General features: G+C 60.8%; 24 protein-coding genes. 7 read left to right on the top strand and 17 right to left on the bottom strand.

Annotation, left to right across the window (positions count from 1 at the left end):
* Positions 1-68: 68 nt before the first annotated feature.
* Entirely contained in the window at positions 69-551 is a 483-nt protein-coding gene (locus OC445_RS06110) for a DUF523 domain-containing protein (RefSeq protein ID WP_034128986.1), read from the bottom strand.
* Positions 552-553: 2 nt separating this feature from the next.
* A complete protein-coding gene (locus OC445_RS06105; RefSeq protein ID WP_054895976.1) occupies positions 554-1,186 on the bottom strand; it encodes a 2OG-Fe(II) oxygenase in 633 nt (210 codons plus the stop codon).
* Positions 1,187-1,317: 131 nt separating this feature from the next.
* On the opposite strand from OC445_RS06105, the gene OC445_RS06100 reads away from it, so the two are divergent.
* Positions 1,318-2,070, top strand: a complete 753-nt coding sequence (locus OC445_RS06100; RefSeq protein ID WP_003195224.1) for a DUF2059 domain-containing protein — start codon at positions 1,318-1,320, stop codon at positions 2,068-2,070.
* 86 nt (positions 2,071-2,156) lie between these two features.
* Here the strand turns inward: OC445_RS06100 and OC445_RS06095 are convergent, their stop codons facing one another.
* Entirely contained in the window at positions 2,157-3,098 is a 942-nt protein-coding gene (locus tag OC445_RS06095; protein WP_054896031.1) for an alpha/beta hydrolase, read from the bottom strand.
* A gap of 98 nt (positions 3,099-3,196) precedes the next feature.
* Here OC445_RS06095 and OC445_RS06090 point away from each other — a divergent pair, with 98 nt between their 5' ends.
* Complete coding sequence (locus OC445_RS06090) at positions 3,197-3,772, top strand: DUF6436 domain-containing protein (protein WP_032894642.1); 576 nt, start codon at positions 3,197-3,199, stop codon at positions 3,770-3,772.
* Between the two features lie 26 nt (positions 3,773-3,798).
* Positions 3,799-6,153 carry a penicillin acylase family protein gene (locus OC445_RS06085; RefSeq protein WP_198790967.1) on the top strand — a complete coding sequence of 785 codons (2,355 nt, stop codon included), beginning with the start codon at positions 3,799-3,801 and terminating at the stop codon, positions 6,151-6,153.
* A 109-nt stretch (positions 6,154-6,262) separates the two neighbouring features.
* Here the strand turns inward: OC445_RS06085 and OC445_RS06080 are convergent, their stop codons facing one another.
* Entirely contained in the window at positions 6,263-7,171 is a 909-nt protein-coding gene (locus tag OC445_RS06080) for an AraC family transcriptional regulator (protein WP_034128990.1), read from the bottom strand.
* 99 nt (positions 7,172-7,270) lie between these two features.
* Here OC445_RS06080 and OC445_RS06075 point away from each other — a divergent pair, with 99 nt between their 5' ends.
* Positions 7,271-7,624, top strand: a complete 354-nt coding sequence (locus tag OC445_RS06075) for a carboxymuconolactone decarboxylase family protein (RefSeq protein ID WP_034128991.1) — start codon at positions 7,271-7,273, stop codon at positions 7,622-7,624.
* Here the strand turns inward: OC445_RS06075 and OC445_RS06070 are convergent.
* On the bottom strand, positions 7,602-8,567 hold the full coding sequence (locus OC445_RS06070) for a GlxA family transcriptional regulator (RefSeq protein WP_262020018.1): 966 nt from the start codon (positions 8,565-8,567) through the stop codon (positions 7,602-7,604). The two genes, OC445_RS06075 and OC445_RS06070, sit on opposite strands and share 23 nt — an antisense overlap.
* Positions 8,568-8,815: 248 nt before the next feature.
* Between OC445_RS06070 and OC445_RS06065 the strand changes: the two genes are divergently transcribed.
* Positions 8,816-9,457 carry an HD domain-containing protein gene (locus OC445_RS06065; protein ID WP_054917059.1) on the top strand — a complete coding sequence of 214 codons (642 nt, stop codon included), beginning with the start codon at positions 8,816-8,818 and terminating at the stop codon, positions 9,455-9,457.
* Positions 9,458-9,585: 128 nt separating this feature from the next.
* On the opposite strand, the gene OC445_RS06055 is transcribed toward OC445_RS06065, so the two are convergent.
* The 7 genes from OC445_RS06055 to OC445_RS06025 all read right to left on the bottom strand — a co-directional run bounded on the left by OC445_RS06055 (position 9,586) and on the right by OC445_RS06025 (position 17,987).
* A complete protein-coding gene (locus OC445_RS06055; protein ID WP_003195236.1) occupies positions 9,586-10,470 on the bottom strand; it encodes an ABC transporter permease subunit in 885 nt (294 codons plus the stop codon).
* Positions 10,467-11,387 (bottom strand): ABC transporter permease subunit, encoded by a 921-nt coding sequence (locus tag OC445_RS06050; RefSeq protein ID WP_003195238.1) that lies wholly within the window; start codon positions 11,385-11,387, stop codon positions 10,467-10,469. The genes OC445_RS06055 and OC445_RS06050 overlap by 4 nt, the downstream gene beginning before the upstream one ends.
* The gene (locus OC445_RS06045) at positions 11,384-12,526 is read right to left on the bottom strand and encodes an ABC transporter ATP-binding protein (RefSeq protein WP_003195240.1); all 1,143 of its coding nucleotides are present in this window, start codon (positions 12,524-12,526) and stop codon (positions 11,384-11,386) included. Before OC445_RS06045 ends, OC445_RS06050 begins: the two co-directional genes overlap by 4 nt.
* A 66-nt stretch (positions 12,527-12,592) precedes the next feature.
* On the bottom strand, positions 12,593-13,687 hold the full coding sequence (locus tag OC445_RS06040) for a polyamine ABC transporter substrate-binding protein (RefSeq protein ID WP_014720384.1): 1,095 nt from the start codon (positions 13,685-13,687) through the stop codon (positions 12,593-12,595).
* Positions 13,688-13,928: 241 nt separating this feature from the next.
* The gene (locus OC445_RS06035; RefSeq protein WP_034129075.1) at positions 13,929-15,023 is read right to left on the bottom strand and encodes a polyamine ABC transporter substrate-binding protein; all 1,095 of its coding nucleotides are present in this window, start codon (positions 15,021-15,023) and stop codon (positions 13,929-13,931) included.
* 183 nt (positions 15,024-15,206) lie between these two features.
* Positions 15,207-16,571, bottom strand: a complete 1,365-nt coding sequence (locus OC445_RS06030; protein WP_014720386.1) for an aspartate aminotransferase family protein — start codon at positions 16,569-16,571, stop codon at positions 15,207-15,209.
* Positions 16,572-16,628: 57 nt separating this feature from the next.
* The gene (locus OC445_RS06025; protein ID WP_003195249.1) at positions 16,629-17,987 is read right to left on the bottom strand and encodes a glutamine synthetase family protein; all 1,359 of its coding nucleotides are present in this window, start codon (positions 17,985-17,987) and stop codon (positions 16,629-16,631) included.
* 597 nt (positions 17,988-18,584) lie between these two features.
* Here OC445_RS06025 and OC445_RS06020 point away from each other — a divergent pair.
* On the top strand, positions 18,585-19,961 hold the full coding sequence (locus OC445_RS06020) for a glutamine synthetase family protein (protein ID WP_003195252.1): 1,377 nt from the start codon (positions 18,585-18,587) through the stop codon (positions 19,959-19,961).
* 245 nt (positions 19,962-20,206) lie between these two features.
* The gene (locus OC445_RS06015) at positions 20,207-20,836 is read left to right on the top strand and encodes a TetR/AcrR family transcriptional regulator (RefSeq protein ID WP_054917063.1); all 630 of its coding nucleotides are present in this window, start codon (positions 20,207-20,209) and stop codon (positions 20,834-20,836) included.
* 122 nt (positions 20,837-20,958) lie between these two features.
* Here the strand turns inward: OC445_RS06015 and OC445_RS06010 are convergent, their stop codons facing one another.
* From OC445_RS06010 to OC445_RS05990, 5 genes are read right to left on the bottom strand one after another with little or no spacing between them, the layout of a single operon-like run.
* Positions 20,959-21,174 (bottom strand): molybdopterin-binding protein, encoded by a 216-nt coding sequence (locus OC445_RS06010; RefSeq protein WP_003176783.1) that lies wholly within the window; start codon positions 21,172-21,174, stop codon positions 20,959-20,961.
* A 19-nt stretch (positions 21,175-21,193) separates the two neighbouring features.
* The gene (ssuB, locus tag OC445_RS06005) at positions 21,194-22,000 is read right to left on the bottom strand and encodes an aliphatic sulfonates ABC transporter ATP-binding protein (RefSeq protein WP_032902254.1); all 807 of its coding nucleotides are present in this window, start codon (positions 21,998-22,000) and stop codon (positions 21,194-21,196) included.
* On the bottom strand, positions 21,997-22,782 hold the full coding sequence (gene ssuC / locus OC445_RS06000) for an aliphatic sulfonate ABC transporter permease SsuC (protein WP_072445609.1): 786 nt from the start codon (positions 22,780-22,782) through the stop codon (positions 21,997-21,999). The genes ssuB and ssuC overlap by 4 nt, the downstream gene beginning before the upstream one ends.
* Before the next feature lie 9 nt (positions 22,783-22,791).
* Entirely contained in the window at positions 22,792-23,940 is a 1,149-nt protein-coding gene (gene ssuD, locus OC445_RS05995; protein ID WP_003195260.1) for an FMNH2-dependent alkanesulfonate monooxygenase, read from the bottom strand.
* Positions 23,941-23,966: 26 nt separating this feature from the next.
* The gene (locus OC445_RS05990) at positions 23,967-24,935 is read right to left on the bottom strand and encodes a sulfonate ABC transporter substrate-binding protein (RefSeq protein WP_089041500.1); all 969 of its coding nucleotides are present in this window, start codon (positions 24,933-24,935) and stop codon (positions 23,967-23,969) included.
* Positions 24,936-25,006 lie beyond the last annotated feature (71 nt).

The following is a 25,006-nucleotide window of genomic DNA, read 5'->3' as shown; positions in this document are numbered from 1 at the left end:
CCTTATGTGTAACTGACAGACCGCTATCGCAGGCAAGCCAGCTCCCACACTTGATCTGTTTAAGCTTCTTAAAGCTGCGTGAGGGCAATCGCCGCCTGTGGCAACTCCAGCTCACTGAACACCTGCACACCATGGCGTTTGAGCAGCGCAGCCGTAACGCCTTCGCCACTGACCTTCACCCCGCTGAAGGTGCCGTCATAGGTCAACAGATTGCCGCAGGATGGGCTGTTGGCCTTGAGAATGGCGATGCGGATGTGATGCCGTTGCACCAGCGCCAAGGCTTGGCGGGCACCGTCGAGAAAGGCGCTGGTGAAGTCTTCGCCCTCGGCCGTCAGCACCTGGGCGCGGCCTTCCCACACGTCGATGCCCTGCCCGCCTGGGATTTCGGCCGAGGGCCGCGGTGTGGGCAAGCCGCCCGCCACTTCCGGGCAGATGGCAACCACGCGACCTTCAGCTTGCCACGCCGCCAGTTGATCGAACGGGCCGCTGGCCCCGCCGTCATAGCGCACCTTGTGCCCGAGCAGGCAGCGGCTGACCAGAATCTTTTCCATGTTTAAAACGGCTCGTTGCCCCGCCGGCGAAACCAGCCCGTCAAGGACAGGCGTTCGCGCGTAGCGGGCAGGACTTCGTGAGGCACCTCGCCCGACAGGAATACCACCAGGCAGCCCCCGGTGGGCACCACGTCGTATTCGACACCGCCCTTGAGGTACATGCGCAGTTGGCCGCCATGCTCGGGCAGCCAGGCGTCGTTCAAGTAGATCACCGCCGAGACCATGCGCCGGTCATCGTCGCGAAAACGGTCTACATGTTTGAGGTAAAACGCGCCCGGCGGATACATCGCGAAGTGGCTTTCGAAATCTTCCAGGCCCAGGAACAGGCTGCGATTCATCGCCAGGCGCAGGCCGTCCATCACGCCCATGTAGGTATCGCAGATAGGCGCGTCCCCCTCCTCCAACCACTGGATATGGTCACCGCGAATGCCCTCGCGAATCTCCTGGGCCGGCCCACGACCTACTGCTGCGGGTGCCAGTTCACCTTGCGCCGCACGTTTACGGCACTCAGCCGCCAGCTCCAGGGTCAGAGCCTGGGGCAGGAAGCCATTTTGCTGCGACCAGCCTTTTTCGGCCAAGTCGTCGACGATGCGTTGCAGCAGCGGGTGTTCGAGGGGTATTTGCATGGCGCGCATAGTATCCATACGCCTGAAAATCCGACAGCGCCGTTGAGCGTCTGAATACACTTTAGTCAGGTGACTGATAGGACTTCTCGACAAATCCTACGCCCGACACGGACAATAGTGGCCGACTGACAGGAGTCCTTATGCGTCGTTTGTTTTTTTCTGTGTTGATGTTCTGCGTTTTGCCCGCCTGGGCAGACGGCCATGACCAGTTGTACAAGGTCGCCGGCTGGGCTGAACAACGTGCGCACTTCAATGACGCCCTCAGTGCCGCCCAGCAGCGCTACCGCAATAGCCTGCCGCCGGTGGTGTACCAGGCGCTGGTGGACAACAGCAATAAACGCTTTGCCGCCCAGGCCATGGACCAGCGTGCCGAGGCGCAATTGCGCAAGCACTTGCCCGACCCGAAACCTGCCCTGGCGTTTTTCCAATCGCCCCTGGGCCGCAAGATCGTCGCCGCCGAGTTGCTGGCCACGCGCCGCGACCAACTGGCAAAAAACGCCCAGGGTCTGCCTAAACTTGAAGCCGATGCCACCCGCAGCCTGATCATCGGCCACTTGGCCCAGGCCCTGCCCGCCCGCGAGGCCGGCGCCGAGGTCAGCCTGGCGATTGCTGGCGTGGCGGCCGACAGCTTGAGCCAGATGATCCCAGGCCTGCTCGGCGGCGGTCAGGCGCAAGGAATGTTGAATGGCCAGCGCGAGCGGCTGATGCAGCAGATCGACAAGGATTTGAACAATACCCTGCTGTATGTCTATCGGGATTTGTCCGACCCGGAGCTGGAAGAGTTCGCCACCTTTGCTGAGTCGCCGGAGGGCAAGGCGTATTACCAGGCCGCCCTTGCAGCCATTCGCGCAGGGCTTGCCGTTGGTCAAAGCACCTCAAGCCTGACGCAGTAAACCCTGTCGGAGCTGGCTTGCCTGCGATTGCGATGTGTCAGTGACACCGCTATCGCAGGCAAGCCAGCTCCCACATTTGGACTGCGTTATTTCAGGTGATCCGTGAGGAAGTTAAAATATGCTTCGCGAATCTGCGGAATTTCATTGGCCAAGTGATGCCGCCCCTGCTTGAGCATCAACACCTCAGGCCGGTCGAACTTACCTCGCAACACCTGCAAATTGTGCTGCCAGTCCACCGTCATATCTTCCTCACCCTGCACGATCACCGGGCGCCGGGGGCTGCGTGGTGCGGCTTCGATGCGTTTGATCCAGCGCGCCAGCGACCCCACCCAGGCGGTCGGCAATTGGCGAGGCTGCAGCGGGTCGGCTTCCAGGAACGGCTTGAACGCAGGGTCGTTGGAGTTATCGCTGAAACGCCGGGCGATGCCTTTGACGAACGGGCGCAGCAGGTAATAGCTGACCTGCGACCAACCCCAGGCACGCGGCCGCACCAACGGCGACAACAGGAAGGTCTTGCCCTGGGCCGGGCTTTGGGCGCCGTGGTTGAGCAGATGGTCCACCACGATGGCGCCGCCGGTGCTTTGCCCGAACAGGTGCCAGGGTTGCGGCAATTGCAGCGCCTTGGCCTCGACGAACAAGGCCTGCACCACGCTCTGGTACACCGCAAAGTCATCGATGCTGGCGCGTGCGCCGCTGGACAAGCCATGGCCAGGCAGGTCGCAGGCGATCACCACGAAGCCCTGGTCCAACGCCCAATCCACCACATGGCGATACAGCCCCATGTGATCGTAGAAACCGTGGAACAGGAACATCGTCGCCACTGGCGCTGGCGGCCACCAGACCTGGGCCACCACCTCGAACCCATCCACCTGCAAGCGCCCCAGGCGGCTCACCGCCGGCACCTGACGTGCGGCTAGGTCGAGCCCGTAGAAACGCTGGTAAACCCTCGCCTCGGCTGACAGCGGCTGCGCATCCACCAGGGGGCGCAAGCTTTCGCGCAGATGATCAGGGTCAAAGGTGACGGGCATAAAGGCTTCCAGACTTGCGGTGAAGATGAATATCGAGCTGCGATATTCATCTGTCAGGACAAGCATGGCAAGCTACGCGACCTGCGAGGATACATCCAATGCGACCGCCCTACCGTAACGCCCTGTTCGCCAGCCTGATCCTGGTTATCTGCGCCGGGGTGCTGTGGGCGGCCTATGACTGGTTCCAGGGCCGCTACCTGCGCGCCTTCAGCGAACACACCGCGGTATTTTCCGGCGATGCGCTGCAACTGCCCGCCGCTCTCAGCGGCCCTGGCCCGATTCGCCTGGTGCACTTCTGGGACCCGGCGTGCCCGTGCAATGTCGGTAACCAGCAACACCTGGGCGAGTTGATCGAGCAGTACGCGCCCCAAGGGGTGGAGTTCTATGCCCTGCAAAAACCCGGCAGCCACGGCCAGTTGCCCGAGAACCTGCGCCATCTGAAAGTCCTCGATGCCCTGCCCGGCGCGGACCAGATCCCCGCCAGCCCGGCCGTGGGCATTTGGGACCGCACCGGCAAGCTGGCGTATTTCGGCCCCTACAGCGAAGGCCTGACGTGCAACGCCAGCAACAGTTTTATCGAGCCAATTCTCAAGGCCCTCGGAGCCGGACGCGAAGTGAATGCCACTCACACCCTCGCGGTAGGCTGCTATTGTTCGTGGCCTAAGGATCTGTAGTCCGTCCACTTTGGTAAGGAATGTTCATGAAGCGCGTCTTGCAGGTTTTTGCGGTGCTGATTGTGCTGGTCGCCCTGGGCGTCGGTTGGTACGTCTACAGCAAACAACCCACGCGCCAGGGCACGGTGACGCTGGCGCACCTGCAAGGCTCGGTCACGGTGCGCTACGACGACCGTGGCGTACCGCATATCCGCGCCGAAAACGAAGCCGACCTGTACCGCGCCCTGGGCTATGTGCATGCCCAGGACCGCCTGTTCCAGATGGAGATCATGCGGCGCCTGGCCCGTGGCGAACTGGCCGAGGTGCTGGGGCCCAAGCTGCTGGAGACCGACAAACTGTTTCGCAGCCTGCGCATTCGCGAGCGTGCCTTGAGCTATGTGGAACACATGGACCCTGGCTCAGCCTCGTCCAAGGCCCTGCAAGCCTACCTGGACGGGATCAACCAGTATCAGGACAGCCACGCCAGCCCCATGGAATTCGATGTGCTGGGCATCGCCAAGCGCCCGTTTACCGCCGAAGACAGCATCAGCGTCGCCGGGTACATGGCCTACAGCTTTGCCGCAGCCTTTCGTACCGAGCCGGTACTGACCTACGTGCGCGACCGGCTGGGCAGCGCCTACTTGAACGTCTTCGATCTCGACTGGCAACCCAAGGGCGCCCTCAACTTGGCGGCCAGCGATTGGCAGACGCTTGGCGCCATCGCCGCCCTGAGCGAAAAGGCCCTGGCCGACAACGGCCTGCCGCAGTTCGAAGGCAGCAATGCCTGGGCCGTCAGCGGCAGCCATACTCAAAGCGGCAAACCGTTGCTGGCGGGTGACCCACATATCCGTTTCTCGGTGCCTTCGGTCTGGTACGAGGCGCAGCTGTCGGCGCCAGGCTTCGAGTTGTACGGCTACCACAACGCGCTGGTACCGGTGGCGTTCCTGGGGCACAACCTGGACTTCGGCTGGAGCCTGACCATGTTCCAGAACGACGACCTCGACCTGATCGCCGAAAAGGTCAATCCGGACAACCCCAACCAGGTCTGGTACCACGACCAATGGGTGGACATGAGCAGCAGCGAGCAGCAGATCCAGGTCAAGGGCCAGGCGCCGGTAACCCTCACCCTGCGCCGTTCGCCCCACGGCCCGATCATCAACGACGTGCTCGGTGAGAACGCCGGCAGCACACCGATTGCCATGTGGTGGGCGTTCCTGGACAGTGAAAACCCGATCCTCGATGGCTTCTATCAGCTCAACCGTGCCGACACCCTGGCCAAGGCACGTGCCGCAGCCGCCAAGGTGTCGGCGCCAGGCCTGAACATCGTGTGGGCCAATGCCAAAGGCGATATCGGCTGGTGGGCGGCAGCGCAGTTGCCGATCCGCCCGGCCGGCGTCAACCCGGCGTTCATCCTCGACGGTAGCACTGCCCAGGCCGACAAGCTGGGTTTCTACCCCTTCAGTGCCAACCCCCAGGAAGAAAACCCGCCGCGCGGCTATGTGGTGTCCGCCAATGCCCAGCCGGCATCGCCCACCGGCATGCCGATCCCCGGTTATTACAACTTGGCTGACCGCGGCCAGCAGTTGAACGCGCAGTTGAGCGACACAAGCGTGAAGTGGGATGTGACCAACAGCCAGGCCCTGCAACTGGACACCACCACCGCCTACGGCCCACGCCTGCTGGCACCGCTGTTGCCGGTGCTGCGCGAGGTGGTCAAGGACCCGGCGCAACTCAAACTGGTGGAGCAGCTTACCAACTGGAAGGGTGACTACCCGCTGGACTCCACCAATGCCACGCTGTTCAACCAGTTGCTGTTCAACCTCAGCGACGCAACCTTTCACCCCAAACTCGGCGATGCCTTGTTCAAGACCCTGCTCGGCACCCGCGTGATCGACGCCGCATTGCCCCGCCTGGCCGCGTCGGCAGACTCGCCCTGGTGGAACGGCAATCGGGCCGACACCGTCAAGCTCGCCTGGGACAATAGCCTGGCCCACCTCAAGGCTACGTTCGGCGATGACCCGGCACAGTGGCAGTGGGGCAAGGCGCACACCCTGACCCACGGCCACCCGCTGGGCCTGCAAAAACCGCTGGATAAAATCTTCAACGTCGGCCCGTTCCCGGCACCGGGCAGCCACGAAGTGCCGAACAACCAGACCGCCCCGATTGGCCCGGCGCCGTGGCCTGTGACCTACGGCCCGTCGACACGGCGCCTGATCGACTTCGCCGACCCGGCCCACGCCCTCACCATCAACCCGGTGGGGCAAAGCGGTGTGCCCTTTGATACGCACTATGGCGACCAGGCGCAGAGCTATATCGAGGGCAGGTATGAGCAGGCGCACTTCAGTGAGGAGGAAGTGACGGCCAATACCCACGGCACCTTGAAACTGCTACCCGCCCGATGATCGTTCCCACGCTCCGCGTGGGAATGCAGCCATGGACGCTCCGCGTCCGCCCTTAGAAGCGGGACGCAGAGTGTCCCAAGAGGCGTTACCACGCAGAGCGTGGGAATGATCATCGGGTGTGAGCCCGCATGCGCCCTGGCGCTTGGCCGTAGGTGTCCTTGAATTTCTTGCTGAACGCCGCCTGGGATTGATAACCCACCTGGGCGGCGATATCGATCAGGCTCAGGCGTGACTGGCGCAGCAGGTTGAACGCCATCTCCATGCGCAATTGGGTGAGCAACACCCAGGGCGATACACCTGCCACTTTGACGAACGCACGCATAAAAGTCGCACGGGACATGCTGGCCGCCGACGCCAGACCATCGATGGTCCATTCATGCCCAGGTTCGGCCAGCATGGCTTGCCAGGCCTTGCTCAAGCGCTTGTCAGCGAGCAAGGCGAAGGTTCCCGCCCCTGGCGCCTGGTCGCTCAGCCAACTGCGCAGGATCAAGGTGAACAGGGCTGACGACAGCGCATTGATAAACGAACGGGCACCCACTTGCTGCCCGTCCGCTTCACTGCGCAGCAACGCTATCAACGCCGCCAGTTGCCCATCGCCTTGCCACTGGCGGCTGGACACCACCAGGTAGTCCGGCAACGCATCGAACAACAGCGATTGGCGGTTGTAGTGAAAGCTGCCACACAGCATATCCACATCCGGCTGTTCACCGCCCAAACGGTGCACGGTCAGCGCACCCCCTTCGATAACGCGAGGCTGCATCGGGCGGATCCGCGCGCCCTGGCTGCGCAGCAAGTGGGTACCGCCACCGGGCATCAGCAGGATATCGCCCTCCTCCAACGTTACATATTGCCCGCCAGACAACTCGGCGCGGCAGGTGCCGCTAAGCACGATGTGATAAGGCGCCACGCCGAGGTTTTCCGGCGCATGGTCCAACGCCCAGTCCCCTTGGAACTGGCAACGCAAATCCAGGCTGCCGCGCAGGTTGGCCAGCGCGATAAGGGTGTCGATGGCATTCATTTGCGAGCATCGGTCAAAAAAATGAGCGGATTGAACAATAGCCGTAGCCTTCAACGCTACAGACTGGCTTCACACCCAACCTGTTCAGGAGTTACCGCAATGTTCAATAACTGGTCCGACTTGCTGCCTACCGTGAAGAAAGCCTTTGGCTCACTGGGCAAGAGCAACCCGAAGATGGTCAAAGCCTACATGGCGCTGGGGGAAGCTGCCGAGGAAAACAATGTACTCGACGCCAAGACCCGTGAACTGATTTCCATCGCGGTGGCGATCACCACCCGCTGCGACGGTTGCATCGGCGTGCATGCCGATGCCGCGATCAAGGCCGGGGCAACCCGCGAAGAAGTGGCGGCCACACTGGCCACCGCGATCTCGCTGAATGCAGGCGCGGCCTACATCTACTCGTTGCGCGCCCTGGAAGCCTACGACACGCTCAAACCGGCGCCGCAAAGTTAAGCCTGAACTGTTGCGGCGTGACGCCCAGCCGGCGGTTGAACACACTGCGCATGTGCTGGGCGTCGCGAAAGCCGCATTGATAGGCCACGGTCTTAAGCGGTGCGTGGCTGCTTTCAAGCATCACCCGTGCCGCATCCACGCGCGCCCTCTCGACAAATTCCGCCGGCGTAATCCGCGCTTCACGGGCAAACACCCGGGAGAAATTGCGCGCACTCATATTGGCCGCCTTGGCCAGGTCGGCAATGGTCAAGTCTCCCGTCAGGTTGGCCAGCACGTACAGCTGCACCAGCGCCACCGCCGAGGTGGTTTCGGCATGGGGCGTGAGGAACGGGCTGAACTGCGATTGCCCGCCCGAGCGCTGGGTGAACACCACCAGGCGCTTGGCCACGCTCAGCGCCACTTCCGGGCCGTGATCCTGGGCCAGCAAGTACAACGACAGGTCGATACCTGCCGTGACCCCGGCGGAGGTGTAGAGCTTGCCGTCCTGCACATAGAGACGGTCGGCTTCGACCTGGGCCGAGGGACACAGGCGCGCCAGGCTGGCGGCATCGTTCCAATGGGTAGTGACGGTCTTGCCGTCCAGCAGACCTGCACGGGCCAGCATGAAGGCGCCATTGCAGATCGAGCCGAAGCGCTGCGCCTTCGCGGCGGCCGCGCGCAGCCAAGCGTCAAACTCGAAGCCGAAATCCTCGAAGGGTAACTGCGGGCCACCGGCGACCAGCAACAGGTCATAGGGTTGCCGGGCTTCGCTGTAGTGCTTGTGCGCCTGCAGTGACAAACCGTTGGAGACCGCCATGGCGCCGTGGCCAAAGCCGAGTACTTCCAGCCGATAGTGATCCTCGGGCGCCAGGAAGCGGTTGGCCTCGCAGAACACATCCATCGGCCCGCTCACGTCCAGCGACTGGACACCGGGGAAGATCAGGATGGCGACGGTTTTGCCCATGGTCACAAACACCTTTTTCCAACTGGATAAATGCGCCCCCCTTGTGGGAGCTGGCTTGCCTGCGATGCAGACGACTCGGTACCTCAGGTACACCGAGGTGATGCTATCGCAGGCAAGCCAGCTCCCACAGGGGATCGCCTACATGCTTGGCACGATGTGGCGGCACATTGGCCGGGATCGCCTCCCTGTCGCAATAGCCGCTTCAGGGTCATGGGACCAGACTGAAGTCTTTCCAGAGGAGATCCACCATGAGCATCACCATAGCCGGTATTCAGATCCCTGATAGCGCCTTGGCCAGGGCCACCACCGAATACATCCGCGACGTCGAATCGGACCTGCTCTACCACCATTCGCGCCGGGTCTTCCTGTTCGGCGCCTTGAGCGGTGAGCGCAAGCAATTGGCCTACAACCCGGAGTTGCTTTACGTCGGCGCGATGTTCCATGACCTGGGCCTGGTGGAAGGCCACCGCAGTGACGACGAGCGTTTTGAAGTGGACGGCGCCAACGCCGCCGCCGCATTTCTCAAGCCCTATGGGCTGAGCGATGACGATATCGAACAAGTGTGGCTGTCCATCGCCCTGCACACCACGCCGGGTGTGCCGCAACACCTGCGCCCCACCGTAGCACTGGTAACCGCCGGGGTGGAAATGGACGTGTTGGGCATGGACTACGCCGCGTTCAGCAGCACGCAGCGCGAAGCGGTGGTGCACGCGCATCCACGAGGTGAAGGGTTCAAGGAGTGCATTATCTGCGCGTTCGCCGACGGCTTGCGCCATCGCCCGCAGACCACGTTTGGCAATGTTAAGACCGACGTGCTGGTGGACCAGGAGCCGGGGTTCAAGCCGATGAATTTTGTGCAGGTGATCCGCACGTCGCCGTGGGCTGCATAGCTAAACCCCACTGTAGGAGCGAGCTTGCTCGCGAAAAACCTGAGAGCGCCGCTGGGTGTCAGGTACCCAGCGTCATCGTTAACGTTCTTCGCGAGCAAGCTCGCTCCTACAGTGGATCGCGTCGGCAGTCAGACCGGCGCTGGCGCCCGGCGCTTGTCCGGCTGCTGCCAGCCATCCGCTGCGGCTTCTTCAATCGCTTGCTGAATAGCCTTCTTGCGATGCTCTTCGGCCCGACGGCTGAAGAACCACACCAGGAAGGTCACCAGCGACACCGCCAACAGAATCAGGCTCGCCACGGCGTTGATCTCGGGTTTAACCCCCAGACGCACCGCCGAGAACACTTCCATCGGCAAGGTGGTGGAACCGGGGCCCGACACGAAGCTGGCCAGTACCAGGTCGTCCAGCGATAGCGCGAACGACATCATGCCGCCCGCTGCCAGCGATGGCGCGATCATCGGGATGGTGATCAGGAAGAACACCTTCCACGGCCGCGCGCCCAGGTCCATCGCCGCTTCTTCGATCGACAGGTCCAGCTCACGCAAGCGCGCCGACACCACCACCGCCACATACGCCGCACAGAAGGTGGTGTGGGCGATCCAGATGGTGACGATGCCACGCTCCTGGGGCCAGCCGATCATCTGCGCCATGGCCACGAACAGCAGCAACAGCGACAGGCCGGTGATCACTTCGGGCATTACCAACGGCGCCGTCACCAAGCCACCGAACAGCGTGCGGCCCTTGAACTGGCTGATGCGCGTCAGCACGAAGGCCGCCAGAGTACCCAACGCCACCGCCGCCACCGCCGTGTAGCAGGCGATTTCCAGGGAGCGGGCCACCGAGCCCATCAACTGGGTGTTGTCCAACAGGCCCACGTACCACTTGATCGACCAACCGCCCCACACTGTCACCAGCTTGGATTCGTTGAACGAGTAGATCACCAGGATCAACATCGGCAGGTAGATGAACAACAAGCCTGCGACCAGCATGAAGCTGGAGAAACGAAAGCGCTTCATATCTTGCCCTCCAGCTCTTTGGCTTGGCTGCGGTTGAACAGGATGATCGGCACGATCAGGATCGCCAGCATCACCACCGCCAGGGCAGACGCCACCGGCCAGTCACGGTTGTTGAAGAACTCTTGCCACAACACCTTACCGATCATCAGGGTTTCCGGGCCGCCGAGCAGTTCAGGAATCACGAACTCGCCCACCACCGGGATAAACACCAGCATGCAACCGGCGATGATGCCGTTCTTGGACAGCGGCACGGTGATTTTCCAGAAGCTGTTGAAGGTGCTCGAACCGAGGTCCGAAGCGGCTTCCAGCAGGCTCTGGTCGTGCTTCACCAGGTTGGCGTACAGGGGCAGGATCATGAACGGCAGGTACGAATAGACCACGCCGATGTACACCGCGATGTTGGTGTTGAGGATCTGCAGCGGCTCGTTGATCAAGCCCATGGACATCAGGAAGCCATTGAGCAGGCCGTTGTTGCTGAGGATGCCCATCCACGCATACACCCGGATCAGGATCGCGGTCCAGGTGGGCATCATGATCAGCAGCACCAGCACGGTCTGCATCTCTTTGCGCGCGGTGGCAATGGCGTAGGCCATCGGGTAGCCGATCAGCAGGCACAGCAGCGTGCTGAAAAACGCCATCTTCAGCGAGCCCAGGTAGGCGGCGATGTACAACTCGTCGCCCGCCAGCAAGCTGTAGTTGGCCAGGTTCAGCACCACCTCCAGCTTTTGCTCAACGTAGGTATAGATCTCGGTATAGGGCGGGATCGCCACATCGGCTTCGGCAAAGCTGATTTTCAGCACGATGAAAAACGGCAGTGCGAAAAACAGGAACAGCCAGAGGAAGGGAATCCCGATGACCACCTGCTTGCCATTGGGCACGATGCGATCCAAGCGCCGCTTGAATTTCTTCATGTTCATGAGCGAAGTACCACGCCGCTGTCGTCTTCCCACCACACGTACACCTGGTCACCCCAGGTTGGGCGCTGGCCACGGCGTTCGGCGTTGGCGACGAAAGACTGCACCAGCTTGCCGCTCGGCAGCTCCACGTAGAACACCGAGTGGCCGCCCAGGTAGGCGATGTCGTGCACCTTGCCGCTGGACCAGTTGTGTTCGCAGGTCGGCATTTCGGTGGTCACCAACAGCTTTTCCGGGCGAATGGCGTAGGTCACCGACTTGTCTTCCACCGAGGTGGCGATGCCGTAGCCTACGTAGATGTCGCGGTCCAGGTCCGGGCACTTGAGCACTGCGTGGCCTTCGGCGTCGTCCACCACCTGGGTGTCGAAAATGTTGACGTTGCCGATGAACTCGCACACCAGGCGGCTGGTGGGAGTTTCGTAGATATCGATCGGGCTGCCGATCTGAGCGATCCAGCCCAGGTGCATGATCGCGATGCGTTCGGCCATGGTCATGGCCTCTTCCTGATCGTGGGTCACCATCACGCAGGTCACCCCAACGCGCTCGATGATCTCCACCAACTCAAGTTGCATCTGCGAGCGCAGCTTCTTGTCCAGTGCGCCCATCGGCTCATCGAGCAGCAGCAGCTTCGGGCGCTTGGCCAAGGAGCGGGCCAAGGCCACACGCTGGCGCTGGCCGCCGGACAATTGGTGCGGCTTGCGCTTGGCGTACTGGCTCATCTGCACCAGCTTGAGCATCTCGGCCACGCGTGCGTCGACTTCAGCCTTGGGGATCTTGTCCTGTTGCAGGCCGAAGGCGATGTTCTGCGCCACGGTCATGTGCGGGAACAAGGCGTAGGACTGGAACATCATGTTGATCGGCCGCTCGTAGGGCGGCATGTCGGTGATGTCCACACCGTCGAGGTAGATGCGACCTTCGGTTGGGCGCTCGAAACCTGCAAGCATGCGCAGCAAGGTGGATTTGCCCGAACCCGAACCGCCGAGCAAGGCGAAGATCTCGCCTTTCTTGATTTCCAGGGACACATCGTCCACGGCAATCGTCTCGTCGAACTTCTTCGTGACCCGGTCGATTTTGACCAGCACCTTTTTCGGTGTCTGGTCGCCCTCGAGGGCTTTCTTATAGGCGCCGGAGGCAACTGCCATTTACGAAACTCCCAAAAAAAACTGTGCAGCCGGCCCAATGCGGGCCAGCCTTGGATAGTTTTAGCCTTACTTGCCCGTCTTGACCTTGGTCCAGCTACGGGTCATTAAACGCTGCACTTTCGGGGGTAGCTCAAAGTTGACGAATGTCCGCTCGAGAACCGCCTGCGGTGGGTAAACCGCTGCGTCGGTGCGTATCGATTGCTCCATCAGTTTGTCCGCCCCTGGGTTAGGGTTGGCGTAACCGACTTGATCGCTGACCTGAGCGATCACCTCAGGCTGCAGCAAATAGTTGATGAAGGCGTGGGCTTCCTTGACGTTGCTGGCATCCTTGGGAATCGCCAGCACGTCGAACCACAGGTTGCCGCCTTCTTTGGGAATCGTGTAGGCGATGTTCACGCCTTTGCCCGCCTCCGCCGCACGGGCCTTGGCCTGGAACACATCGCCGGAGAAACCGGCCGCCACGCAGATGTTGCCGTTGGCCAGGTCCGAGATGTATTTGGAGGAATGGAAGTAGGTCACGTAGGGCCGCACTTTCAGCAGTTTTTCCTCGGCTTTCTTGTAGTCGGCCGGGTTGGTGCTGTTGGGGTCCAGGCCCATATAGTTGAGTACCGCCGGTAGCATTTCATCGGCCGAGTCCATGAACGACACGCCGCAAGTGGCCAACTTCTTCATGTTTTCCGGTTCGAACAACACTGCCCAGGAGTCGATCTTGTCGACACCCAGCACTTCCTTGACCTTGTCGACGTTGTAGCCAATGCCGTTGGTGCCCCACAGGTACGGCACCGCGTACTGGTTGCCCGGGTCGTTCTTTTCCAGGCGCTTGAGCAGCACCGGGTCGAGGTTGGCGTAGTTTGTCAGCAGTGACTTGTCGAGCTTCTGGAACGCTCCAGCCTTGATCTGCTTGCCCAGGAAATGGTTGGACGGAACCACGACGTCGTAGCCGGTACGCCCGGCGAGCAACTTGCCTTCCAGGGTTTCGTTGGAGTCAAACACGTCATACACAGGCTTGATACCGCTGGCCTTTTCGAAGTTGGCCAGGGTGTCGGGGCCGATGTAGTCCGACCAGTTATAAATATGCACCGTCGGTGCGGCCTGTACGCTGGCAGCCAGCGTGATACCTGCACCCACCAGCATGGCTTTGCGAAATAAAGAAATTGGCAAGTGGAGGTCCTCTTGAATAGTTGGGGGCCTTGAAGTTGTTGCCCGGCAACAAAACCGGCGCGCAACTTACCGTCGATAAACCGATCCGGCAAAACTTTCTGTCATTTATTTTCTGTACGGCTGCCACTGTTTGTAGGAGCGAGCTTGCTCGCGAAGAACTCACAGGCAACGCGGGCTATCAGAGGCCCCGCGTTATCGTTGACGATTTTAGCGAGCGAGCTCGCTCCTACAGGTTTGTGCGTTATTTACCGGACTTGATCTTGGTCCAGCTACGGGTCATTTCACGCTGAGTTGCCGCCGGCATGTCGGCAATGGCGTAGAGCTTGGATTGCACTTCGGCCGACGGATAAATACCCGGGTCGCTGGTGATGTCTTTATCGACCAGGGCAGTGGCTTTCTCGTTACCGTTCGGGAAACGCACACTGTTGGTGATCGCGGCCATGACGTCTGGCTTGAGCAGGTAGTTCATGAATGCGTAGGCAGCCTCGACGTTTTCGGCATCCTTGGGAATGGCGACCATGTCGAAGAAGCTGCCAGCACCTTCCTTGGGAATGTCATAGGCGATCTTGACCTTGCCGCCGGCTTCAGCCGCGCGGGTTTTGGCCTGTTCGATGTCACCCGAGTAGCCCACAGCCACGCAGATGTTGCCGTTGGCCAGGTCGGAGATGTACTTGGAGGAGTGGAAGTAGCCGATCGAAGGACGGATTTTCATGAACAGGTCTTCGGCCTGTTTCAGATCAGCCTTCTTCGTAGTGTCGGTCGGCAGGCCCAGGTAATGCAGCGCTACCGGCAGCATTTCGGTTGGCGAATCGAGGAAGCTCACGCCGCAGCTTTTCAGCTTGGCGATGTTTTCCGGCTTCATCAGTACGTCCCACGAGTCGATCTTGTCCACGCCCAGTGCGGCCTTGACCTTCTCCGGGTTGTAGCCGATGCCCATCGAGCCCCACATGTACGGGAAGGCGTGCTTGTTGTCCGGGTCGCTGACCGATACGGCCTTGAGCAGGGATTTGTTCAGGTTGTCGTAGTTGGACAGCTTGGACTTGTCCAGCTCCTGGTAGACACCGGCCTTGATCTGCTTGGCGAGGAAGCTGTTCGACGGCACGACGATGTCGTAGCCGGACTTGCCTGCCAGCAACTTGGCTTCCAGGGTTTCGTTGCTGTCAAAAACGTCGTACACCACTTTGATGCCCGACTCTTTTTCAAAGTTGGCGATGGTGTCCGGTGCAATGTAGTCGGACCAGTTGTAAACGTGCAGCACTTTATTGTCTGCCTGGGCCGCGCCCGCCATTGCACCCATCAGGGACAAGGCGAGGAGGGTCTTGCCAGCGTTCTTCAAACCTAATGCCTTCATTTGGTGATGCTCCAATTTTTTCTTTTTTGGGCCACAAGCGTTGTATGTTTTACGGCCCAACCGAAGGGCAACAAAACAGGGCGACAGTCTGGCAAGTTCAGGGGCCGGCTTTCAACCAAAGCCCCTGCATTTTTAACTGCCCAGTGCACCGCGCACTGAGCCTAGCACTTAGCCCTGCAAGGCAGCCAAAGTCAGGTCCAGGCAATGGCGGGCCTTGGTTACCAGCTCGTCGATTTCAGCCTTGCTGATGACCAGTGGCGGCGAAATGATCATGGTGTCGCCCACGGCGCGCATGATCAGGCCATTTTCAAAGCAGAAGGTTCGGCAGATCATGCCGGCGCCTTTGCCTTCGTGACGCTTGCGCGTCGCCTTATCCTGCACCAGCTCGATCGCACCGAGCATACCGACGCCGCGTACTTCACCCACCAGCGGATGATCGCCCAGTTCCCTCAGACGCTTTTGCAAATACGGTGCCGTTTCGTCGTGCACACGGTTAACGATTTTTTCATCGCGCAGGATGCGGATGTTTTCCAGCGCCACGGCCGCGGCCACCGGGTGGCCGGAGTAGGTAAAGCCGTGGTTGAAATCGCCCCCTTCGTTGAGCACCGCCACCACTTCGTCACGCACGATCAGGCCGCCCATGGGCACGTAGCCCGAGGTCAGGCCCTTGGCGATGGTCATCATGTGCGGCTTGAGGTCGTAGAAATCGCTACCGAACCACTCACCGGTACGGCCGAAGCCGCAGATTACTTCGTCGGCGACAAACAGGATGTCGTACTTGGCGAGGATTTCCTTGATGCGCGGCCAGTACGTGGCAGGCGGCACGATCACGCCACCGGCACCCTGGATCGGCTCGGCAATAAAGGCGCCGACGTTGTCCACGCCCAGCTCCAGGATTTTCTCTTCCAACTGGTTGGCGGCCCACACACCGAATTCCTCGGGGCTCATGTCGCCGCCTTCGCCAAACCAGTACGGCTGCGCGATGTGGGTAATGCCCGGGATCGGCAAGTCGCCCTGCTCGTGCATATAGGTCATGCCGCCCAGGCTGGCGCCGGCCACGGTAGAGCCGTGGTAGCCATTCTTGCGGGCAATGATGGTTTTCTTGTTGGGCTGGCCCTTGATCGCCCAGTAGTGGCGGACCATGCGCAACATGGTGTCGTTGCCTTCGGAGCCAGAGCCGGTGAAGAACACGTGGTTCATGCCAGCCGGCGCGACATCGGAAATGACCTTGGCCAACTCCAATACCGGCGGGTGTGCGGTCTGGAAGAACAGGTTGTAGTACGGCAGTTCTTTCATCTGCTTGGCGGCGGCATCGGCCAGTTCATCGCGACCGTAACCGATCGCCACGCACCACAGGCCGGCCATACCGTCGAGGATCTTGTTGCCTTCGCTGTCCCACAGGTAAACGCCGTGGGCTTTGGTGATGATCCTTGGGCCTTTCTCTTTCAATTGCTTGAAGTCGCTGAACGGCGCCAGGTGGTGATCATTGCTCAAGGCTTGCCATTCACGGGTTTGCGGGTTGTTGCTGGACATACCAATCTCCTAGACTTTTCAGTGAAGGCGCGCCGTTTGAAGGGCGCGCCCGGCGCATCAGACGGCGAAGAGCAGGAATTCCCGCTCCCACGAACTGATCACGCGCTTGAAGTTTTCATGCTCGGCCCGCTTGACCGCGACGTAGCCTGTGATGAATTTTTGCCCCAGATATTTCTCGATGGTCTTGCTGTTTTCCATGCGTTCCAGGGCGTCTTCGATGGTCAACGGCAGGCGCAGGTTGCGTCGCTCGTAACCGCGGCCCACCACCGGCGCGCTCGGGTTATGGCCTTCGACCATGCCGATGTAGCCGCACAACAGGCTGGCGGCAATCGCCAGGTACGGGTTGGCGTCGGCGCCAGGCAGGCGGTTTTCCACGCGGCGATTCTGCGGGCCGGCATCCGGTACGCGCAGGCCGACGGTGCGGTTTTCTTCGCCCCATTCCACGTTCACCGGCGCCGAGGTGTCGGGCAGGAAGCGGCGGAACGAGTTCACGTTGGGGGCGAATAAAGGCAGCAATTCAGGGATGAATTTCTGCAGGCCGCCAATATGGTTGAGGAACAGTTGGCTCATGGTCCCGTCTTCATTGGAGAAGACGTTCTTGCCGGTGGCAATGTCGATGATGCTCTGGTGCAGGTGCATCGCGCTGCCGGGCTCGCCGGTCATGGGCTTGGCCATGAAGGTGGCGGCCACGTCGTGCTTGAGCGCGGCTTCACGCATGGTGCGCTTGAACACCAGGATCTGGTCGGCCAGAGACAGGGCATCGCCGTGACGGAAGTTGATTTCCATCTGCGCGGTGCCGTCCTCGTGGATCAGGGTGTCGAGGTCCAGTTCCTGCAGTTCGCACCAGTCGTAGACGTCTTCGAACAGCGGGTCGAATTCGTTGGCTGCTTCTATAGAGAAGGACTGGCGACCGGTTTCCGGGCGGCCGGAGCGGCCAATCGGCGGTTGCAGCGGGAAGTCCGGGTCTTCGCAGCGCTTGGTCAGGTAGAACTCCATCTCCGGCGCCACGATGGGCTGCCAGCCGCGGTCGGAGTAGAGTTTGAGGACTTTCTTGAGCACGTTGCGCGGCGACAGCTCGATCGGGTTGCCTTGCTTGTCGTAGGTGTCGTGGATCACCTGGGCGGTCGGCTCGATGGCCCAGGGCACCAGGAATACCGCGTTCTGGTCGGGGCGGCAGATCATGTCGATGTCGGCCGGGTCGAGCAATTCGTAATAGATGTCGTCTTCGACATAGTCGCCGGTCACGGTCTGCAACAGAACACTCTCGGGCAGGCGCATGCCTTTTTCGGCAATGAACTTGTTGGTCGGCGAGATCTTGCCCCGGGTAATACCGGTGAGGTCGCCAATCATGCATTCGACTTCTGTGATCTTGTGGTCTTTCAACCAATCGGTGAGCTGGTCGAGGTTGTTACTCATAAATGCCTCTGGGCTGGGTTTCCTGGCATCCATTAAAGGCCAGGCGTTGGTTGACGCAGCATCCGCGTCGTTTTTTCATTCAGGGTAGGAGCTTACCTGCCATTTGCCCATGGGTTGCATTCCTCAGGCCAAAGTTGTGCGCAATTATGATCGGCACGGCGGATGAGGGTCGCTCAGTGGCGTCGGAGATGGCAAAAAGGAGATCGGCCGGGCCGTCAAGAATATTGGCCGGTGCCTGGGCATTCACACGGGGCGAACGAGCTGCGGACAAAGCCTGGCTGGAGCAGGCAGAGACGCCGATTGGCGGCAGGTGAAACATGAAGCACCCCGGTATTATTGCTGTTATGGGTTTGAATCGAGCTTAGCCTTGTTCATTTTTTTACACAACACCCCCGTAAAAAATCCTACACGGCCCGCTCAAGCCTGCAGGTCCCAAGCCCCTAAAACCCAAAAAACCGCCCCAAAACCCCGCAAAAAAGGCTTCATGGCGCTTTTTTAGGGCAAAAAATGCCTCGCTTGACTTCGGCAGGCCGTTCGGGTTGACTGAAACCAGAAAAGATCAATGATTGATATTTTTAACAACAAAGGTGTTGCATCATGTCGGTACCCCCGCGTGCCGTTCAGCTTAACGAAGCGAACGCGTTCCTTAAGGATCATCCTGAGGTTCTGTACGTAGACCTTCTAATTGCGGATATGAATGGTGTGGTGCGCGGTAAGCGCATCGAACGCACCAGCCTCCACAAGGTTTACGAGAAGGGCATTAACCTGCCTGCCTCTTTATTTGCCCTGGATATCAACGGCTCTACGGTGGAAAGCACCGGCCTGGGCCTGGACATCGGTGATGCTGACCGAATCTGTTATCCAATCCCCGACACCCTGTGCAATGAACCCTGGCAAAAGCGCCCCACCGCGCAACTGCTGATGACCATGCACGAACTTGAAGGTGAACCTTTCTTCGCCGATCCGCGCGAAGTGCTCCGCCAAGTTGTCACCAAGTTTGACGACCTCGGTCTGACCATCTGCGCCGCTTTCGAGCTTGAGTTCTACCTGATCGACCAGGAGAACGTGAACGGCCGCCCACAACCGCCCCGCTCGCCGATCTCCGGCAAACGCCCGCACTCGACACAGGTCTACCTGATCGACGACCTCGACGAATACGTCGACTGCCTCCAGGACATTCTGGAAGGTGCCAAGGAGCAAGGCATTCCGGCCGATGCCATCGTCAAGGAAAGTGCCCCGGCGCAGTTCGAAGTGAACCTGCACCACGTCGCCGACCCGATCAAGGCCTGCGACTACGCGGTACTGCTCAAGCGCCTGATCAAGAACATCGCCTACGACCATGAGATGGACACCACCTTCATGGCCAAGCCTTACCCAGGCCAGGCAGGCAACGGGCTGCACGTACACATTTCCATTCTGGACAAGGACGGCAAGAACATCTTTGCCAGCGAGGATCCCGAGCAGAACGCCGCATTGCGTCACGCGATCGGCGGTGTGCTGGAGACCCTACCCGCCCAAATGGCGTTCCTGTGCCCCAACGTCAACTCCTACCGTCGTTTCGGCGCACAGTTCTACGTGCCGAACTCGCCGTGCTGGGGCCTGGATAACCGCACCGTGGCGATTCGCGTACCCACCGGCTCGTCCGATGCCGTGCGTATCGAACACCGTGTGGCTGGCGCCGATGCCAACCCTTACCTGCTGATGGCCTCGGTATTGGCGGGCGTACACCACGGCCTGACCAACAAGATCGAGCCGAACGCTCCAGTGGAAGGCAACAGCTACGAGCAGAACGAGCAGAGCCTGCCGAACAACCTGCGCGATGCGCTGCGTGAGTTGGACGACAGCGAGGTGATGGCCAAGTACATCGATCCTAAATACATCGATATCTTCGTCGCCTGTAAGGAAAGTGAGTTGGAGGAGTTTGAACACTCCATCTCCGACCTTGAGTACAACTGGTACCTGCATACCGTGTAAGCGGTTGCTGCAATAAAAGAACGCCGCTGATTTTGGTCAGTGGCGTTTTTTTATGGGTTTATTTTGGGAAACCGGGTTGGCCTCATCGCAGGCAAGCCAGCTCCCACATTTGATCGCGTTCCAACCTTGAAATGCGTTCCATTGTGGGAGCTGGCTTGTCGGGTCGCCGCATCGCTGCGATAGCGGCCTGGCAGACAACACACCTTCCTGCTCATACAATGCCCGCTGCCTTGTAGGAGACATCCATGACCACCCGCCCCGCCACTGTTCGCAAACCCCGCGCCCGCAGCCAGGCCCGGATCGACGCGATCCTCGACGCCGCCCGCACCTTGCTGGCCGCCGAAGGTGTGGCCAGCTTGTCGATCTACAGCGTGGCCGAACGGGCACAGATTCCACCGTCATCGGTGTACCACTTTTTCGCCAGTGTGCCGGCGTTGCTTGAGGCGTTGACCGCTGACGTTCACGCAGCCTTTCGCGCCGCCATCCAGGCGCCCATCGAGCATGAATCGCTCAAGCATTGGCGCGACCTGTCCTACATCGTTGAACAACGCATGCTCAGCATCTACAGCAACGATGCCGCGGCGCGCCAGTTGATCCTGGCCCAGCATGGGTTGACCGAAGTGACCCAGGCCGATCGCCAGCATGATCTGGAATTGGGCGACTTGATGCTGGCGGTGTTCAATCGCCACTTTGAAGTGCCAACGCTACCGGGCGATGTGGACGTGTTTGCCCTGGCATTGGAGTTGAGCGACCGCGTGTACGCGCGCTCGGTGCATCAGCATGGGCTGATTACGCCGCGCATGGCGGAGGAAGGGATGCGGGTGTTTGATGCGTATGTGGGGCTTTATTTGCCGGCCTATCTGCCCAAGCGCTGATCGTTCCCACGCTCTGCGTGGGAATACATCCCGTGACGCTCTGCGTCACCTTTGGCACAGCGGGACGCGGAGCGCCCCAGGCGGCATTCCCACGCAGAGCGTGGGAACGATCAGTGGGGTTATCACAACTTGGCAATCGACACCTCAGTGGATTTCACAAAGGCAATCACTTCACTGCCGATCACCAACTCCAACTCCTTGACCGAACGGGTGGTGATCACCGAGGTGACAATGCCGGACGCGGTCTGCACGTCAATTTCCGACAGCACGTCGCCGACCACGATTTCCTTGATGGTGCCTTTGAACTGGTTACGCACGTTGATGGCTTTAATAGTCATGGTGTTTTTCCTGTGTGAGTTATTGAGCCCAACGCAATTGCGTCGGCAGCGGTGAAACAGGTTCGGGTTCCGGTGGGGAACCGGGTAGCGACAGCACGCGGTTGAGCACTTCGGCTTCCAGCGCGGCCAGGCGGTGTGAGCCACGGGCCCGTGGGCGTGGCAGATCGATGTTCAGATCGAGGCCGATTTCGCCGTTTTCAATCAGAATTACGCGGTCGGCAATCGCCACGGCTTCGCTGACGTCGTGGGTCACCAGCAACACCGTGAAACCGTGCTTGCGCCACAGGTTTTCGATCAGTTGCTGCATCTCGATGCGGGTCAGGGCATCCAGTGCGCCCAGCGGCTCATCGAGCAGTAACAGGCGCGGCTGATGGATCAACGCCCGTGCGAGTGCCACGCGCTGTTTCTGGCCACCGGACAACGCCGCCGGCCATTCATTGGCGCGCTCGGCCAGGCCAACCGCTTCCAGCGCATCCAGCGCTTTGGGCCGCCAGTCGCCCTTGAGGCCCAGGCCGACGTTATCGATGATCTTCTTCCATGGCAGCAAGCGCGCTTCCTGGAACATCAACCGCGTATCTTCAATCGCTTCGTGCAGTGGCGCGGAGCCGGCCAGCAGCTCGCCGCCACTGGCTTTGTCCAGCCCCGCCAACAGGCGCAGCAAGGTACTTTTGCCGCAACCACTGCGACCGACCACGGCCACGAACTGCCCCGCGGGAATATGCAGGTCAATCTCTTTGAGCACTTCGCGGGTACCAAAGGCCTTGCGCAATTTGCGCACTGCCAGAGGGATGCCCTTCAACAGACGCGGAGGTTGTTGAGCCGTCATGCTGCGCCTCCTTTGACTTGGTACGCCGGGTGCCAGCGCAGCCACACACGTTCCAGCCCGCGGGCTGCCAGGTCTGCCAGTTTGCCGAGGATGGCGTACATGACGATGGCCAGCACCACCACGTCGGTTTGCAGGAATTCACGGGCATTCATCGCCAGGTAACCGATGCCGGAACTTGCCGAGATGGTTTCCGCCACGATCAACGTCAGCCACATGAAGCCCAGGGCAAAGCGCACCCCAACCAGGATCGACGGTAGCGCGCCCGGCAGGATCACTTGCCAGAACAGGCTGAAACCGGACAAGCCATAGCTGCGCGACATTTCCACCAGTGCCGGGTCGACATTGCGGATGCCGTGGTAAGTGTTCAGGTAGATCGGGAACAAGGTACCCAGGGCCACCAGGAAAATTTTCGCAGTCTCATCAATGCCGAACCACAGGATGACCAGCGGAATCAGCGCCAGGTGCGGCACGTTGCGGATCATCTGCACCGAGCTGTCGAGCAAGCGTTCGCCCCACTTCGACAAGCCGGTGATAAAGCCCAGGGCCAGACCGATGCTGCCACCGATCACAAAGCCCAGGCCGGCGCGCCAGCCGCTGATGGCCAGGTGCGTCCAGATTTCGCCGCTGACCACCAGGTTCATCCCGGCTTCGATCACCGCACTCGGCGCTGGCAGAATGCGCGTCGACAACCAACCCGCCGACACCGACAACTGCCACACCGCCAGCAATAAGATCGGCAGCACCCAGGGCGCCACGCGATGGCTGATTTTTTCTAAGTCCATAACGGCGCCTCAGCTCTGTGACGCAGCTTTGGGAAGGATGTCGTTGGCCACCATCTCGCCAAACGGGCTGACGTAGCCGGCGCTTTTGGGCAGCTCGGGACGTTCGATATCCAGGTGCGGGAACAACAGCTCGGCGACCCGATACGACTCTTCCAAATGTGGATAACCGGAGAAGATAAAGGTATCGATACCCAGGTCCGCGTACTCCTTGACCCGCGCCGCAACCGTTGGGCCATCGCCCACCAGCGCCGTCCCTGCGCCGCCACGTACCAGGCCGACGCCGGCCCACAGGTTGGGGCTGACTTCCAGGTTGTCACGGCTACCGCCGTGCAAGGCTGCCATGCGTTGCTGGCCCACCGAATCGAAGCGCGCCAAGGACGCCTGGGCGCGGGCGATGGTCTCGTCGTCCAGGTGGGAGATCAGTTTGTCGGCGGCTTTCCAGGCTTCGTCGTTGGTTTCGCGCACGATCACATGCAAGCGAATGCCAAAGCGCACCGTGCGTCCCAGTTTTGCAGCCTTGGCGCGTACCTGCGCGATCTTTTCCGCAACGGCTGCCGGCGGCTCGCCCCAGGTCAGCACCATCTCGACCTGTTCGGCCGCAAGGTCCTGGGCGGCTTCGGAGGAACCCCCGAAATACAGCGGCGGGCGTGGTTGTTGAATCGGTGGGTAGAGCAATTTTGCGCCTTTGACGCTGATGTGCTCGCCGTCGTAGTCCACGGTCTCGCCTTCCAGCACACGGCGCCAGATGCGGGTGAATTCCACCGACGCCTGGTAGCGCTCTTCATGGCTCAAGAACAATCCGTCGCCAGCCAGTTCTTCCGGATCGCCACCGGTGACCAGGTTGAACAGCGCACGGCCACCAGACAGGCGATCCAGGGTCGCGGCCTGACGCGCGGCCACGGTCGGGGAGATGATCCCAGGGCGCAGGGCAACCAGGAATTTCAAGCGCTGGGTCACGGGGATCAGCGAGGCGGCCACCAACCACGAGTCTTCGCAAGAGCGACCCGTAGGGATCAACACCCCGCCGAAACCCAGGCGGTCAGCAGCCTGGGCCACTTGTTGCAAGTAACCGTGGTCGACAGCGCGGGCGCCTTCGGCGGTGCCAAGGTAATGACCGTCGCCGTGGGTGGGCAGGAACCAGAAAATATTGAGGCTCATGGAGTTGTCTCCTGAATGAAGTCGGATTACGGCGCTTTGGCAACCGCGGCGGGTGGCGTCCAGATCACGTCCTTGATGCTCAAGGGCTTGGGGATCAATTTGAGTTGGTAGAAGGTGTCTGCGATTTTCTGCTGAGCGGCGACCACTGCCGGGGTCAGGAACAGCGCGCCGTAGCCCTGGCGTTTCACCGATGTGAGGGTGATATCTGCCGGCAGGCCGAGCAGTGGGGCGACCTGCTCAGTCACTTCCTGCGGGTTGGCCTTGGACCATTCGCCTACCGCACGCACCTCTTCCACCAACGCCTTGATCACTTGCGGGTGCTGTTCGGCGTAGGGTTTGGTGGCCAGGTAAAACTGATGGTTGTCGGCAATCCCGGTGCCGTCTCGCAGGGTGCGCGCTTGCAGTTGCTTCTCGGCGGCGGCCTGGTACGGGTCCCAGATCACCCAGGCGTCCACGCTGCCACGCTCGAACGCAGCACGGGCATCGGCGGGGGGCAGGAACACGGTCTTTACGTCGGTGTAGTTGAGGCCGGCATCTTCCAGGGCACGCACTAGCAGGTAGTGCACGTTGGAGCCTTTGTTGAGCACGACCTTTTTACCCTTGAGCTCGGCCACCGATTTGATCGGCGAGTCCTTGGGCACCAGGATCGCTTCGCTGGTAGGCGCGGGTGGTTCGTAGGCGACGTAGAGCAGATCGGCGCCAGCCGCCTGGGCAAACACCGGTGGGGTTTCGCCAGTAACGCCGAAGTCGATGGAGCCGACGTTCAGGCCCTCGAGCAATTGCGGGCCACCGGGAAACTCGGTCCACTGCACCTGCACGCCTTGGTCGGCCAGGCGTTTTTCCAGGGTGCCCTTGGCCTTGAGCAGCACCAGGGTGCCGTACTTCTGATAACCGATCCGCAAGGTCTCGGCGGCTTGGGCTTGAACGATGGCGCCGAGGGACACAGCCGCAGCAAAGAGTGCGACCAGACCACGACGCAAGATGACAGTGCGCATGGCGCTCTCTCCAACTGTGCGATTAGGGTTTTGGCTGCACCTGCTTGGCCGTTGTCGGCTGAGTAAGGTGA

The sequence above is a fragment of the Pseudomonas sp. Pse35 genome (assembly GCF_024519715.1).
Lineage (GTDB): Bacteria > Pseudomonadota > Gammaproteobacteria > Pseudomonadales > Pseudomonadaceae > Aquipseudomonas > Aquipseudomonas paracarnis.
The sequence above is the reverse complement of the archived record's forward strand: the minus strand, read 5'-3'. Positions and strand labels throughout refer to the sequence as shown.

Excerpts from the sequence above, each read along its gene's own strand:
- OC445_RS06075 (WP_034128991.1), top strand. The coding sequence starts at position 7,271 with ATGTTCAATAACTGGTCCGACTTGCTGCCTACCGTGAAGAAAGCCTTT.
- OC445_RS06065 (WP_054917059.1), top strand. The coding sequence starts at position 8,816 with ATGAGCATCACCATAGCCGGTATTCAGATCCCTGATAGCGCCTTGGCC.
- OC445_RS06090 (WP_032894642.1), top strand. The coding sequence starts at position 3,197 with ATGCGACCGCCCTACCGTAACGCCCTGTTCGCCAGCCTGATCCTGGTT.
- ssuC (WP_072445609.1), bottom strand. The coding sequence starts at position 22,782 with ATGGACTTAGAAAAAATCAGCCATCGCGTGGCGCCCTGGGTGCTGCCG.
- OC445_RS06080 (WP_034128990.1), bottom strand. The coding sequence starts at position 7,171 with ATGAATGCCATCGACACCCTTATCGCGCTGGCCAACCTGCGCGGCAGC.
- OC445_RS06050 (WP_003195238.1), bottom strand. The coding sequence starts at position 11,387 with ATGAACATGAAGAAATTCAAGCGGCGCTTGGATCGCATCGTGCCCAAT.
- OC445_RS06055 (WP_003195236.1), bottom strand. The coding sequence starts at position 10,470 with ATGAAGCGCTTTCGTTTCTCCAGCTTCATGCTGGTCGCAGGCTTGTTG.
- OC445_RS06010 (WP_003176783.1), bottom strand. The coding sequence starts at position 21,174 with ATGACTATTAAAGCCATCAACGTGCGTAACCAGTTCAAAGGCACCATC.
- OC445_RS06110 (WP_034128986.1), bottom strand. The coding sequence starts at position 551 with ATGGAAAAGATTCTGGTCAGCCGCTGCCTGCTCGGGCACAAGGTGCGC.
- OC445_RS06020 (WP_003195252.1), top strand. The coding sequence starts at position 18,585 with ATGTCGGTACCCCCGCGTGCCGTTCAGCTTAACGAAGCGAACGCGTTC.
- OC445_RS06100 (WP_003195224.1), top strand. The coding sequence starts at position 1,318 with ATGCGTCGTTTGTTTTTTTCTGTGTTGATGTTCTGCGTTTTGCCCGCC.
- OC445_RS06045 (WP_003195240.1), bottom strand. The coding sequence starts at position 12,526 with ATGGCAGTTGCCTCCGGCGCCTATAAGAAAGCCCTCGAGGGCGACCAG.
- OC445_RS06025 (WP_003195249.1), bottom strand. The coding sequence starts at position 17,987 with ATGAGTAACAACCTCGACCAGCTCACCGATTGGTTGAAAGACCACAAG.
- OC445_RS06085 (WP_198790967.1), top strand. The coding sequence starts at position 3,799 with ATGAAGCGCGTCTTGCAGGTTTTTGCGGTGCTGATTGTGCTGGTCGCC.
- OC445_RS06105 (WP_054895976.1), bottom strand. The coding sequence starts at position 1,186 with ATGCGCGCCATGCAAATACCCCTCGAACACCCGCTGCTGCAACGCATC.
- ssuB (WP_032902254.1), bottom strand. The coding sequence starts at position 22,000 with ATGACGGCTCAACAACCTCCGCGTCTGTTGAAGGGCATCCCTCTGGCA.
- OC445_RS06030 (WP_014720386.1), bottom strand. The coding sequence starts at position 16,571 with ATGTCCAGCAACAACCCGCAAACCCGTGAATGGCAAGCCTTGAGCAAT.
- ssuD (WP_003195260.1), bottom strand. The coding sequence starts at position 23,940 with ATGAGCCTCAATATTTTCTGGTTCCTGCCCACCCACGGCGACGGTCAT.
- OC445_RS06070 (WP_262020018.1), bottom strand. The coding sequence starts at position 8,567 with ATGGGCAAAACCGTCGCCATCCTGATCTTCCCCGGTGTCCAGTCGCTG.
- OC445_RS06095 (WP_054896031.1), bottom strand. The coding sequence starts at position 3,098 with ATGCCCGTCACCTTTGACCCTGATCATCTGCGCGAAAGCTTGCGCCCC.
- OC445_RS06015 (WP_054917063.1), top strand. The coding sequence starts at position 20,207 with ATGACCACCCGCCCCGCCACTGTTCGCAAACCCCGCGCCCGCAGCCAG.
- OC445_RS05990 (WP_089041500.1), bottom strand. The coding sequence starts at position 24,935 with ATGCGCACTGTCATCTTGCGTCGTGGTCTGGTCGCACTCTTTGCTGCG.